The 14,115-nt window shown below is 45.1% G+C and carries 11 protein-coding genes; all 11 read right to left on the bottom strand.

Annotated elements, in window-relative coordinates; translation table 11 throughout:
* Positions 1-25: 25 nt before the first annotated feature.
* Positions 26-1,012 carry a type VI secretion system baseplate subunit TssG gene (gene tssG / locus L865_RS23575; RefSeq protein WP_051484562.1) on the bottom strand — a complete coding sequence of 329 codons (987 nt, stop codon included), beginning with the start codon at positions 1,010-1,012 and terminating at the stop codon, positions 26-28.
* The gene (gene tssF, locus L865_RS0111075) at positions 1,009-2,841 is read right to left on the bottom strand and encodes a type VI secretion system baseplate subunit TssF (RefSeq protein WP_028773303.1); all 1,833 of its coding nucleotides are present in this window, start codon (positions 2,839-2,841) and stop codon (positions 1,009-1,011) included. Before tssF ends, tssG begins: the two co-directional genes overlap by 4 nt.
* Positions 2,838-3,338, bottom strand: coding sequence for a type VI secretion system baseplate subunit TssE (gene tssE / locus L865_RS0111070; RefSeq protein ID WP_037471012.1), 501 nt, complete (start codon positions 3,336-3,338; stop codon positions 2,838-2,840). Before tssE ends, tssF begins: the two co-directional genes overlap by 4 nt.
* A 26-nt stretch (positions 3,339-3,364) precedes the next feature.
* On the bottom strand, positions 3,365-4,150 hold the full coding sequence (locus tag L865_RS0111065) for a type VI secretion system accessory protein TagJ (protein ID WP_028773301.1): 786 nt from the start codon (positions 4,148-4,150) through the stop codon (positions 3,365-3,367).
* 19 nt (positions 4,151-4,169) lie between these two features.
* Positions 4,170-5,705 carry a type VI secretion system contractile sheath large subunit gene (gene tssC, locus L865_RS0111060; RefSeq protein WP_028773300.1) on the bottom strand — a complete coding sequence of 512 codons (1,536 nt, stop codon included), beginning with the start codon at positions 5,703-5,705 and terminating at the stop codon, positions 4,170-4,172.
* Between the two features lie 40 nt (positions 5,706-5,745).
* Positions 5,746-7,239 carry a type VI secretion system contractile sheath large subunit gene (gene tssC, locus L865_RS0111055; protein WP_028773299.1) on the bottom strand — a complete coding sequence of 498 codons (1,494 nt, stop codon included), beginning with the start codon at positions 7,237-7,239 and terminating at the stop codon, positions 5,746-5,748.
* Positions 7,236-7,739 carry a type VI secretion system contractile sheath small subunit gene (gene tssB / locus L865_RS0111050; RefSeq protein WP_028773298.1) on the bottom strand — a complete coding sequence of 168 codons (504 nt, stop codon included), beginning with the start codon at positions 7,737-7,739 and terminating at the stop codon, positions 7,236-7,238. Before tssB ends, tssC (L865_RS0111055) begins: the two co-directional genes overlap by 4 nt.
* A 38-nt stretch (positions 7,740-7,777) precedes the next feature.
* The gene (gene tssA, locus L865_RS0111045; protein WP_037471010.1) at positions 7,778-8,884 is read right to left on the bottom strand and encodes a type VI secretion system protein TssA; all 1,107 of its coding nucleotides are present in this window, start codon (positions 8,882-8,884) and stop codon (positions 7,778-7,780) included.
* A 189-nt stretch (positions 8,885-9,073) separates the two neighbouring features.
* Complete coding sequence (locus L865_RS0111040) at positions 9,074-9,856, bottom strand: PP2C family protein-serine/threonine phosphatase (RefSeq protein ID WP_211237695.1); 783 nt, start codon at positions 9,854-9,856, stop codon at positions 9,074-9,076.
* Positions 9,856-10,578: a type VI secretion system-associated protein TagF gene (gene tagF / locus L865_RS0111035; protein WP_028773295.1), complete on the bottom strand. Its 723-nt coding sequence runs from the start codon at positions 10,576-10,578 to the stop codon at positions 9,856-9,858. Before tagF ends, L865_RS0111040 begins: the two co-directional genes overlap by 1 nt.
* Positions 10,560-14,108: a type VI secretion system membrane subunit TssM gene (gene tssM, locus L865_RS0111030; protein WP_028773294.1), complete on the bottom strand. Its 3,549-nt coding sequence runs from the start codon at positions 14,106-14,108 to the stop codon at positions 10,560-10,562. Before tssM ends, tagF begins: the two co-directional genes overlap by 19 nt.
* Positions 14,109-14,115: the final 7 nt, after the last annotated feature.

The following is a 14,115-nucleotide window of genomic DNA, read 5'->3' as shown; positions in this document are numbered from 1 at the left end:
AATCGCTAATCCTTTAGGTGTGAGTTTAAATCGATAATGTTTGTGTTGTTTGCGATTGGCATGGGCGACTCATCAGGCTGCAGCCCAATCCCAGACCAAGACCTTGCCGCGATAATTGCGCCACGGGCACCTGATTCATACTGACATTCAACTGCAGTTTAAATTGAGTCGTGTTACCAAGATATTGACCAATAAGCTGCTGAACCAAGCGAGTTTTGTGCTTACCCGGTAAATACTCAGCAGCGATATCTTTATCTGTAAAGCTAAGGGTAATGGTGACAGCCGAGCTGATATCCCAAACCCGCTGACCAAGACTTGCATCTAAACCCAAGCGGGCATATTGCCCTTCAGGGTTACAGCGCCCACCTAACCGGGTTTGATCTTGAGGCGACAATGTTAGCCATCGACCTTGAAACTGCTGCACATCGACATCGCCCTGGGTAAAGTCCATCAGCATATTGGCCAGTCCCTGAGCAGAAGGGGATGAGCGACTTTGAATACCTGCATAATAGGCCGACAAAGAATCTGGGCCGCTAAAGTGTTTTAATACCTTTGAGAAAGCATCAGTTTGTTGCTGGCCACCCGCTTGATAGCTCACGCTAAACCGATACTTCTCCCATGCCCGGTAGAACAAAGATATTAAACGGTGATTAAAGAGATCATAAAAATCTTTCATACCGGTATCTTTAAGCTTGAGTCGCGCCAAGACCATTTCACTATAATGCTGCGGTAAGGCTCCGCTGGGACCCGTTAGCCCCATAAATGAAATATTCATATCAATGGCACTGCACTGGGCATTATCAGATTCACGGAGTTCAACGCCGCTGATTGGTTGACCAGGAAAACCCAGATGCTGATCGACTTTAAATCGAATGAGTTCTTGAGCAGGTAAACTATCACGCCCAACACAGTGATAGCGGGCCTTATCATTGGCGAGCTGACGTTCGACTTGATACACAGCTTGATAAAAGTCTTGTTGAGTTGGCGCATCAATTAACTGGCGTAACGTCATAACAGCGGCCTTATACCAGCCCTTGCAGGCCAAGTGTAATATCGCTGATCTTGGCCAGTGAAACGCAAGCTTAAACGCGTAAAGCTATTGATCACTGCAAACTGAGCAAAGAAATGATCAAGCACAGTGCAGAAGAAAAATACCCCAGCACCGGCATAGTGATCTTTGGTAAAAGTGATCTCAATATCGCTACCGGCACAAAAACTGACTCGACCTGCTTGTGCCACCCGAGCCGTAGCGGCACTCACCTCAACCGCAACAATACTTTCTATCAGGGCCTTATTTTCTGGAGATGCCTTAAAGTCATAGAGTTTCAGCGTTTCTTTGAGCTGTTTCGTCGCTTCTGGACCACTAAAACTATCTAAACTTAAATGACTGACAAGTTGCCATCGGGATGCATCCGACAACGCCGGACGGACTGGTAAAGTGGGCGCGTGTAAGCACTTCACTTTCTTAATAATGTCCGCTCTTTCAGCAATGAACATTTTGGGTTCTTCAGTACCAAAAGGCAGATGCGCGGCTAAATTGCGATTACTGCACAATGCCTTAGCACTCAATACCCAAGTTTCGTTTTCGCTATTCGCATCAAAGCCTTTAAAATCTTTATCAACTAGAGACAAGAACAGTTCAGTTCCCTGCTCGGCATAGCCCCCCGCCCAACTCGCCGCTTCTCGGCGCACGTGCCAAAACAATCTATCTTGGCCTAAGTAAGCTGGATGCGATTCACCATAAAATGGACTCACCTTGACTTTGTTGTCGGCAGGGTCAAAAGCGGAAACCTCATTTACCGCAATGATTTCAGACACTTCAGCATCTAAATAGCGAGCCTGTAATTTGTACTCGTACTGCGCAGAGTCCACGCTAATGGGTTCTAACTCTTGCTCAAAGAGGTTAACGACAGGCGTACAGCCCAGTAAGAAGTGACCGGCATTAACTTGTTTTTCTAAGTCCTCAGCAGAAGCCTTAAAATAAAAATGCAGCTCAAACTCACTGCCAATGTGCTGCCAGCAATCACTAAGATCAACGATATCAACAAACAGAAATTTCTCGGCGAAGGTAAAATTCTCCACCAGTAGTCGGTAGCCTGAAGAGGTCCGTTGGCTATAAGGAACCACTTGTTGCTGATGGTCAAATCCCACGGCCTGAATATGACGCTTTTCAATATACTTAACCTGGTTGCAGTCCCCCTTAGGTGAAATCGCCATACCGATACAGTGCTCAAATAACATCTGATAGAGATGGTATGTTTGATGCGCTTGGCCATTGAGGAAAAACCGCAATCGGTCGATTGAGAGTGTCGACATTGAAACTTCATCAAACTCACCGGTGATGGTCAGTTTTAAGCTAGATTTAGCATGGTCATTCCATATAGGTTCCGGCGCATTAAACGGGGCATTCTCAAACTGGGCATCACTGACATCTATTGGCCAAAGCTGAGTGTCGTAACAGGTTTTAAAGTGACAAGTTTTCATGCCTTCAACTTGCGTATCAACCTGACTGCCGCGAGCTAATAACACCCCAGTTGTTGACACATTTTCTGTCTCAACTTTAATGACTGACATTGAAGGAATAGGCGCTTGATAGTCCGGATACAGCTGCCCTAACAGGGCTTCGGTCAATTCAGGAAAGCTATCATCGAGTTTCTGTCTAATTTGGGCAGTGAGTAACGAAAATGCCTCAATAAGCCGAGAGACATGAGGATCTTCAACATGCTCATCACTTAACCTCAATCGACCCGCTAGTTTTGGGTATTGCTCAGCGAATTCAGCGCCCATATGCCGAATAAAAGCCAGTTCTCGATTGTAGTACTTCAGTAACTCTTCGTTCAAAACGCGGCCTCATTGACTGTCATACCTAGGTGTACAGGTTCGACTTCAGAATCAAACGTAATGTACTCAGGTTCGGGATCGGCATATAACAAGGCATTGATCCGCAGGCGTAAAATCCGGTCCAACGGCTGTTCGTTGTCCATGGTTTCTACCAGCACTTCAATAAAGCGCGGCTCAAATCGTTTGATCGTTTCCGCAACTTGCTGGCACAACGATTGACGGCCTTCAAGGCTAGCAACAGCCATACTAGAAAAGTCATTTAAGCCATAATTGAGAAGCGAAGCATCCAGCTCTTGGTAATAGTCTGGCCACTGTTGCCACTGAATTTTGGCATTGAGTAGATTCTCTAGGTCACGACGGACATTGCTGCGTAATTGCTGCAAGTTCAGACCTCGATGGCTATCTTTCACATCGGCCGAATCGGGATCGTCATCAATCAAGCGATCGAGAATTGAAGCCTGAATATGGGGTGTCGCTGACAAAGGTTTGCTGCTCATCAATCTGCCTCTACATCATCAAAATACTAAGCAGCTGCTGACAGTTTGCTGATGGCACTTAAAGGCAGCGCTGCATTGTCAACAAACCACATTTTCATGCCGCGACCCGTCATCACATCGGTGGCGGATTCGTGCCAATCTGTTTCACGGCCCAATTTCTGCGAATCAGTTTCACTGGTTGCATACACCACAGGAATATGGGCCTCGCCACAAGGGCCATTTTTAATCGCAATGTCTACTCGTCGCCATACCTGCTCAACTAAGGAAGATACGGGTTTAAAATGGATGTAATCAATCTCAGATAGCTGTGCAATGTAGTAGTGACCGTCTGTACCAAAAATCTCCACAAATCCGCCCAGCGTGTCATCCAGATCCCGCACCTCCTGATTAGGTTGATCATTAATATTGATTGCAATGGCAGGCCGTGCTTGTTCAAGCGCGATGGCCCCTTGACTCACTTGCTCTGGTTGACCTTGGTTCAACTCAACTCGTAGCTTCATAAAAGCCTCACTATGGCCATCCACTTCACTGAACAACTTAGGCACACTTTGGCCAGTTAGGCTGTCTTGGCGAGATTGAGCTGCCCGCAGTAATTGACGTAGGTTCGACGCGCCAATCAAGAAATCAGGGTGTTTTTGCACAATAAGGTTCAACTGTTTATCAGCACGCTCATACTCGCCACTGATACACAGCAGTTCAATAAGTGTACTTTTCAAATCAGGGTTAAGCGGATCATCTCTGAGAAGCTGTTCAATGTATTCAATAGCCTGAGTTAATTTAGCTTCTTGAATCATCTGTTTAACGATTTCCATGTTAATGCTGTCCTTGAGGTTAATTTCGTGGAGTTAATTCGGTCACCAGCTTGATACTCGATACCATTTGATCGAGCTGAAAATGCGGCTGTAGCTGGATGATTGAATAAAAATGACCGGGTTTGCCGCGCATCTCTTTGACTTGAACTTGAGCACTGCGTAGCGGGTATTTGCTGCGTACTTCGTCGGTGGCTGATTCTGACGCAGTAGTATATTGGTGTAGCCACTTTTGCAGCTCAGCCTGACATTGCTCAGCAGAACTGGACGAGCCGATTTTGTCTCGCCCTAACACCTTGATGTAGTGAGCAAAACGAGACACACATAATATATATTGCAGCATGGCCGATAACTTAGCGTTAATATTGTCCTCTAGGCGCTCATATGACTGAGGCTTTTGAACAGAAGCATTACTATAAAAGACTAAGTGCTCACAGCCGGGAATCGGCGATAATGGAATAAAGCCTTGATCAGAAAGCGACTTCTCAGCACTATCGCTCACCAGTAAATTGACTGACGGTTTAGCACTATGACGATAGAGATCGGTTTCGTACTGACAGACAGGTAAATCGCACACTAAGCCTTTTCTCTTCTGCCCAGGTTGCATGCCTCTTATTTGGCCAAACCAACCAGAGTCACTAAATGCGCGAATCAGTACCCCAGCAAACGCATATGCTGCACTGCCCCATAAGTGATGCCGCTGCGGATCATCAATATGTTCCTTGAACTTAAATCCTTCACTACGGAGCCCATCTATTTTGTAAGGTGGACGCATCAATATTTGCGGCAACGTTAAGCCGATAAATCTGGCATCATCCATTGCCCGCAGTGCGTGCCACTTAATATACTCTAACTGCTCAAAGGTATCGGAATAGTCGGTACTATAGGCTAAGTCTGAAAAGTCATCTGCACCAAAAAATGTGGGTGAAACCGAGGCGATAAACGGGGAAAATGCCGCGGCAGCTGTACGAGAAATCTCTTTGAGAACTTCGATGTCATTGATGCTTTGCCCTGACTGCTGACGATTACCAATCATGTAATCGCCTACAATGGCCCCAAACGGTTCACCGCCGGACATATCAAACTCATTGTTGTAAACCAGTTTGAAAAACTCACTTTGGTCAAATTCGATGGCTTTGTTGATATCCTTGCATAGCGTGCGCCAACTACAATCCAGCAGTTTTACTTTAACTTTGTCTGCTTTATCACAGCGTTCTTTTTGTTCAACAAGATAAAGCACACCACGCCAGCTCGCTTCCAATTGCTGCAAGCTGGGGTGGTGGATGATAGCGTTGAGTTGCTTTTCTAGTTTACGATCAATTTCATTGACCGCTTTTAGCAGCAGCGGGTAAACATGATGTTTATCTAAGCCCTGTAATGAAGCACCACTATTTTCCAGCCACAACAATAACGATTTAGTGGTATCGGTTTCACGTAAAAACCGTTCCACTAAATGCTTGTTTTTCAGCCGTAAATGTTGGCTGGACACCGAGCTTGCATGCACAGTGTCCTGCAGAAATATTTCATCATCAACAAATGAAATGCTTTCGTGATTCATTACGTTTCTATCCTTGAAAAGCAATCAGCGACGGGATCGACTAGCCCACTTTAGGGATTTTAGCCACCAACCGAAGTGATGCCGTTAGCTCTTCCATTTGCAACCAAGGACGCAACCAAGCCACCGCGTTATAGCTACCAGGTTGACCCGGAATCTCCTTAACTTCGACTTTGGCATCGGCAAGTGGATACTTGGCACGAATATCTTGTCCGCCGCCTTCTGAAGCATTCACGAATGACAAAATCCAGCGATTGAGCCATGACTCCACATCTTCCGCTTCCATGAAGCTACCAATCTTGTCTCGGGCCATCACTTTTAAGTAGTGAGCAAAGCGAGACGTCGCCATTAGGTAAGGTAAACGTGATGAAATCGCCGCATTTGCGGTCGCATCATGGCTAGAGAAAATCTGCGGCTTCTGACAGGACTGCGCGCCAAAGAACACTGCATAATCAGTGTGCTTGTAATGGCACAAAGGTAAAAAGCCCAGCTTACTTAACTCCGCTTCGCGGCGGTCGGTAATGCCAATCTCTGTTGGGCACATTAAGTCAGGGTCACCATCATCACTAGTAAAGATATGTGCAGGTAAGCCTTCAACTTTGCCTCCACCTTCAGCACCACGAATTGCGGTACAGAAGCCGTATTTACTGAATGCTTGGCCCATATTGGTGGCCATGACATAAGATGAGTTCATCCAGCAATAGTCGTCGTGGTTGGCGGTTTTAGATCGCGTTGCGGTATCATCAAGCTCAAACTCTTCGTAGCAGAACTCTTCAACAGGCTTAGTTGCACTGCCATAAGGTAAACGGGCTAATACCCGAGGCATTGTTAACGATACAAATCGAGAATCATCACTTTCTCTGAATGAACGCCATTGCGTATATTCAAGCGATTCAAAGACCTTCTCTAAATCCCTAGGCTTACTTAACTGGGTCCAATCATCGAAACCAAACAGCGAAGAACCCGCGGCCGATATAAATGGACAAAAGCCAGCTGCCGCAACATTAGACATTAACGACAAAGCTTCCACATCCTCAGGGTGATTACTAAACTCGTAATCACCAACTAAACAGCCATAGGGTTCACCGCCAGGTGTGCCAAACTCAGCTTCATAGATTTTTTTGAACATTTGGCTTTGGTCGAACTCAACCGCCTTGCTAAGATCTTTATGCAGCTCTTTTTTACTTAAGCTCATCATGCGGATCTTCAGAGTTTCATTGGTTTCTGAGTTAGACACGGTATGGTGCAGCCCGCGCCAGCTCCCCTCCAACTTTTGCAAGTCGTCGTGGTGCATAATGGCTGCAAGCTGTTTGGAGATAACACTGTCGATTACATCGATGGCTTCATTGAAAGTAACGGTTAAGTTCTTATTCCACTTAACGGTGCCTTTTAGCGCCTCTTCTGTTAGCGAACGAATGAGCTCTTCTGCTCTGCTTGAGTCCGTTTGTTTTGTCGCACCAATAGCTTGATCGAGTAACGAAACACTCCCCTCTTGGGCTACGGCATCGAGTGTGGCTTCAGCTGTTTCCATGCTCATGACTTCGCTCCTTGTATATCCAATTCGTCGGCCAACTTTTCTAAACTCGTGGTATTGTTCAATACATCCTCTAGAATATTTTCTAGATCTTCTGAACGATCGACTTTTGTCATCAAATCACGCAGTTTATTGCGCGTTTCCATCAGTTTTTTAAGCGGTTCAACTTGATTAACAATGGCTGCTGGCTCAAAGTCTTCTAGTGAATTAAAACTCAAGTCTACTTTTAACTGCGAATCATCATCAGCAAGGGTATTAGCCACAGCCAGCGATAGCGTCGGGTTCATACGTTTAATGACATCATCAAAATTATCACGATCGATCTGGATAAAGCGGCGATCTTTTAATGGTTTTAAACTCTCTTTATTGTGACCAGTAAAATCACCCGTAATACCAATTACAAAGGGCAATTCTTTTTTTACTACCGTGCCTTCCGTCTCAACATCATAAGTAATATGTACTCGCGGTTTTCTTACCCGCTTCAATCTATCATGTATACTCATTTTGAACTCCTTTCAATTTTATATTCCGCAAGACATATTTATTCGTCGACCTTAATACCCGACAATTTAAAATAGCCACTTCTTGCATCACCATCTTGAATTAATTCATTCAATAATTCAGGCAAAGTTAAATCACTCCATCGAATAACTTGCTCAATGGCATATGACATCGGCGAGTGAGGTTCTGTTTTTCTAAAAAATTCTGCTACTGTTGAGAGATTATTTATTGCTTCATCTCTTGACTGGAGTTGTTTAATAACACCTTGCTCTGCCGCTGATATATCACTACACCCTATATCATCAGTATCATCTAGCTCAGTCGTCTCTTGCGGCGCATTGTGTTTAGCCAAAATAGGTTGGGCAATTGTGGTCACTTGCTGCAAGCAATGACTCAACGCTTTACTGATATAACTGGTAGGTTGCGGCACGCCGTCCATTGCGTCATCCATGGCACGCGACAGCCGCTCAAAAGCCGAGATGGCATCTTGCAGATCTTGATGTAACTGCAGATAAAATGAAGCAGCGGTTTCCTTAATGCTCTGTTCTACTTCTTCTAAAGGTACAGCGCCGGCATCGATACGTTTCTGTTGCTTGTCTTTGTCGAGTCTAGCGACCTCTTGAGCTTGATCATATTGCCAGGTAGAGAACGCGCCGTATGTGACGCCTTGCGATATCAATATTGATTTAATGGGCTGAATAAGTGAGCCCTCACTATCAATACCATTAAGTCCTATCAATGGAGAGAGTCTTTCAGATAGATCATCTGGCTCAGGTGTGGGATAGAGTTGTTGCCAGAAATCATTAATGAGTTTTGCGGCTAACTCGAAACCATTTGCTAGGCCACGAAAACCAGATAAGCGACAATTGGCCTCTATCAACCAAGCGACATATTCCAGATCTTTACAGTCATTACGTAGCGCCTCTGGCACCTGTTCAACAATTGGACGCCAGTCGGTTGCGACCGACAAGACATTGTCTTCATCTATTAGGGCTTTTCGTTCCTTTGCCCTGGCACTGTTTCTGACATCTTTTAAATGATAATAAGTAGAGGTTGGACTGACATTTTCGCGCGGATCAATGCCCACCACATTCGTGTCAGATATTGGTAAAATATAATCTTCGATATTAAATTCGTCGACACCCAAAATTCATTCCTTGAATAATACCATGGTAGGTAATTACCACTAACCCATACTTATTAATATATTTGTCGATTTAAAATCACATCCCAAAGGATATTATTTAAAACAACAAAACACTAAAGAACTATAAACAAACAAAATGAAAGCAAATAATAAACCGCAATGTATTAACAGATCAACAAGCATTACAATTTAAATAAAAACCGGAATGGTCGCATCACTATTATCCCGACCAATATCTTTATCAGACGACAAGCCATAATGGCTCTTAACTAAAATACAGGTAACATTATCTCTGGCATTTCTAACAAGTGAGCTATGGATTAATGCCATGCCTGAATCAATAATATTTCCCGGTTGAATGGCATTGGCAATTTCTTGATCGCTTAACTCTTTATTTAAACCATCACTGCACAGTAAGAAAATATCATTATTAACGAGCGTACCCTGTTTAATATCTACACATAAATAGTCATCCACCCCGACAGCTCGAGTGATGACATTTGCCAGAGGGTGTTGCTCAGCTTCCTCAGGTAGCAACACCCCTTCATCGACCATGTCATTAACTTGGCTATGATCTTTGGTCACTTGTGTAAGCTGATTTCCTCGGTAGAGATAACCTCGGCTGTCTCCGGCCCATAACAAGTGGTATTGATGCTGATGGATCCACAGCACTACCACAGTACTACCGGCTACTTTGCCGGCAAATTGTTGCTGACTCATCTGCCGTAAACGCCGGTTACTTTCCTCCAACGCACTGACCAAAATAGCCTGATTAACCTGCTCTCTAGAACAGTGGCTCAACGCTTGCTGCATTACATCAATGACCAGTTGGCTCGCCACATCGCCAGCGGCGTGCCCCCCCATACCATCAGCCACGACCCAAACCCCTAAATGTGTCAACTCAAGGCAAGCGTCTTCATTAATCTCTCTGACTGTACCTCGATGACTTATTCCATGACTTGTTTGGTGCATTATCCCTCCTCTGTCACTGCAGCTAAGTTCCAATCTCTTTCCACCCATTGGCCATTAATCATCGATACAAACTGACTCACCTGTGGCAGGCCTTCAGCAATAACTACACAAGGTGCGACCCATTGTGAGCCCTCTGTCCACCAGATACTGTAACGGCCCAGTTGTTCGCTATATTGGCGGTGCAACAGGTCATGCATTTCAATGTGCTGGTGACCTTGTAACACCCAAGCCTTCTTAACAGGATCGGTGTGTTGAGTGATAATGCTGTGAGCCGGAGCTGCGGTGGGGAAACTGATTTGACTAGCAATTTCTTTCAGCCACGTTTCAAGATTGCAGTCATCGTCCAGCACTTGCAAAATGGCCTGTTGAAATTGCGGAGCCCACTGGTCGGCTTGTTGCCAAGCTGCTAACGGGCTGCCTTTATGGGTAGCAGCCAAAGTAAACGGATAGTGGCGGCTCACTTGATCGACACTGGGGATCAAGGTGCCTAACATGGCTGATTCACAGCAAAGATCTGCAGATAGTGCAAAGTGCCAAACAGGGCTGGTTAGATAACAATCCAACCACTGCTCAGGGATCTGCTCTTTACTGACGGCCACAACCGCTTGTAACCACTCATTCCAACTTTTGATAAAGTCAGCACTAAGGTTATGTTGAACAAAATCGCCTTTAAATGGCACTTTGCCGCAATAACCTATTTGAGTTAAAGGTTGCGAGGACATGAGAAGCGCTCCATATTTGCCATCCAAAAAGGGTTGTTCACACTATTGGCCACCAGCTTTAGTTCAGCGTTATAGCCACTAAGCTCAATTTCCAACACACCATCTTGTTTGGTTTTCGGTCGTTTGGCGCTTAACTCATCTAACAACCTAAAGAACGACCATTCGCCTTCATATTTTACATTGATAGAACGGCCACCATTGGGTGGAGTAAAAGCGATACGAGTCTCATTGTTTGCGCTGCCTCCAGGCCATACAAATTGCTCCTTTCTCGACGGCCCATGTCGATATTTGAGCTGCTGATTGTCGACTTCTAACATGAACAAACTGACATTACTGTCCAGTAACTGTGGTTCAAGGGTAAAGTCAATTTTCGGTAGCTTAGTACCGGGCTCAAAGAAAGCCTCTTTAATGATTTCAGCGCGCTGATACATCACTAAGATGTCATTGCTGATGCCGATATTCTTGGTAAACCGCCATGGCTTCTTACTGGTATCAACATGGCTGGCTAAGTACTGATCCCAAAACTTATCTAACGTACCGCCATAGCCAAAGAATTTACTGAAATCCTTTAAACGCACATCTTCGCTTGCGCCACGATTAAACGGGTAACGGCCCTTGATCGCACGGTTAAATTCAGCCAAAACCTGAGACTGCCAAATGCCATTAAACCGCTGGTTCTGATTGCTGCTCGCCATACGTTTCGCTTGGTAGGCAATATCATCTAACCAATTGTTAACTGGGTAAGGCATATCAAGGATTTGCTCGGTGAGGCTGTTACCTAGCTGAGCAAATTGGGTCTCTAGATTTTGATTCATCATCGCAGCGCGGTTACCGCTGGCAAGCATGATCTTACCAATGTTGCGATTTAACGCCCTTAAGGTGGCTTGAATCTCATCCAGTTGGTCTAGCTCTATCGACAGAATTTCGCTAAAGGCGACTTCGACTTCTTTACCCGGTAAGTCCACTTCAACTTTCACAGGCTCTTTAGGGAGTAAACGGTTGAGCTGGGACTTTTTCGATTGGAAGGCAACATCACTGGCACTCTTCGCCACCTCTAAGGCTGCTTTGGTGTTAGTCGACATTGGCAATTTAGTCAGTTGCACATTCTTTTGCACCGCCGCGATAATGGTTTTTATCGGTTGGTCTGGGCTAGAGAGTGCGCGGGTGACAATTTCAGCTTGTGACAATGTCTGATACTGTTTCACCGAAATATCAGCAATAAAATCTTCCCAGTAATAGATATAATCACGAATATACTTGCGCTCTAACTCCTGGGCTAAACGCTCATTTGCTTGTTCATCTAAATAGTTTAAATCGTCACCGTAGACCCAGCTATCCGCCGTAAGATTTTTAACTATCTTACCTTTTTCAATGCTAAAAATGCCGTGAAAGCCGTTAAAGGTAAATAATCCAGGAATGCCATTGTCAAACGAGCGCCCACTTTGAAACATCAAACCATCAATGCTGTCGTAACTGAGAATATCAATCAACTTAAAGTCGGGAATGCTGCTTTCAAGATAGTCACTCTTTAGGCGCTGATAAGCGCGTTCAACTAACGGCAGCATAGTCAGTGTGGCGCGAGCCTCAATCACCGCATCTTCATTGATTGCAGCGCCGCGAATGCCCAAGCCTAATAGTGTGGCAAGGTGGGAATTGAGCTGCTGGCGAATGGCAGTATTCACCTTGCCCGGCACATGGCGATCAAAGTAAGCCGAAAACCAGATTTGTACCTCTTCAGCATTGAAGTGCTCAGGCTGATAAAACATCAGATAGGTTTTTAATGTCTCGTACAAGTAGTTAAGGTGAGAAGCGTTGTCTGCCATCTCCTGCGTTAACGCCTGCATTAAATAGGGACGAAAATACCCCTCCAATGCACGATGATAAGCTGCATCTGCCGGCTGCTTGAGTTTATTCCCCTGGAACAAACCTAAGGTTTTCGCCTCATCTAAGCTGTCATTATCGACACCGGCAGCGAGCTGTTGCAGCTGCGTCAAGCCTTTGGTCAAGGTGATCACTTCAGATTGCTCACTAATCCCGCCATTGGTCACATCTTGATAAGTGCTTAACGCAAGTTGAGTTTGATCAATTAACTGGCGATTCCAGTCATAGCTGTCCCACCAGGCGTAGGTCATCACCAAAGTTACCGTAGCGGCTACCGCAATAGTTATTTGGCGTAGCTTATTGTTCTTGCGTGCATGCTTGCGATTAGTTGACGCGAGATTCTGCTCTGGAAAAATAACATCTTCTAATAGACGTTTAATAAAATAGCTTCGTATATGCTGCGCGCTATTTTGCTCAGTAGGCTTGGCAACACCGCTACTTAAGTGCTGTGACAAATGATCGATCGGTTGGCCTTCTTGCGTGGCACTGGTTAAATAGACTCCGCGCAACAACGGCGACTCTTCATAGGCATTAGGAGAGAATATTTCTTTTAGGAAATCGTCCGCTGCAGACTGCAGCAAGCGCAACTGTTTGGGGAATTCATAGATTCTAGCACGCCGATTAACATCCCTTTCTTGCATCAAACGTTGGTTGATTCTGCCATTAAGATTAACCAACAAGTCGTGGAACTCTTTGTTAAACTGACCAACGGTATTATCTTCACTTTGATCTGTCGGCAGCTCAAAAGTGATCCCCCAGATCTGTTCGCAATCTTCTTTATCAAAATCACTAAAAAATTCATTAAATCCGGCGATCAAGTCTGATTTTGATAGCAAGACATACACCGGGAACGTCATCCCTAACTGATTTTGTAGCTCTTGCAATCTTTGCTTGATTGCCCGCGCGTGCAGGTTACGTTCGGTTTTAGTCTGGTTTAGCAGCTCCGCCATACTCATGCTAATGATAACGCCGTTAATCGGCCGCTGCGGGCGAAACTTTTTCAGCAGTCCTAAAAATCCCTGCCACGCCCGACTATCCTGATTCGCATGGCTATCTTGAGTGGTATAACGGCCTGCGGTATCAATGAGTACCGCTTTATTGGTAAACCACCAATCACAATGACGGGTTCCACCAACGCCTTGGATCATATCAATGCCCATTTTTTCTTTGAGCGGATACTCCAGCCCAGAGTGACCAATGGCGGTGGTTTTACCTGAGCCTGGCGGGCCAATCATGATGTACCAAGGCAATTCATAAATACTTTTATTTTTTGAAAGCTTCGTGGTTTTAAGAATGTCCAAAGCCTGCAACATCTTTTTCTGCAACAAGGCAATCTCGTTCTGTACAACCTCATCACCGACAGGCTCAGCTTGATGCTCATCACCGTTAATCAGGCTATCGACCATCTCATCACTTTGCTTTTTACGCTTAGCCTTAAATAAGAAGTGCAATCCACCCCATACAATCACAATGCTGAGCAACACTATGACGCGCACCAATGGCGACGCTAAAGGCTCATAGCCTGCAATGGCCACCATAGGGCCACCGAACCATATCAATAGCGCCAAACAAAGAAACCCAAGTATGGTAATCATCCACTTTGATTTGAGGTAACCAACTAGCTTGCTACCCACTGATTTTAATGACATTTCACAA

Origin of the sequence: Shewanella waksmanii ATCC BAA-643 (assembly GCF_000518805.1) — a bacterium.
In the GTDB taxonomy this organism is placed as follows: Bacteria; Pseudomonadota; Gammaproteobacteria; order Enterobacterales; family Shewanellaceae; genus Shewanella; species Shewanella waksmanii.
This window is presented reverse-complemented; position numbering and strand designations above follow the sequence as displayed.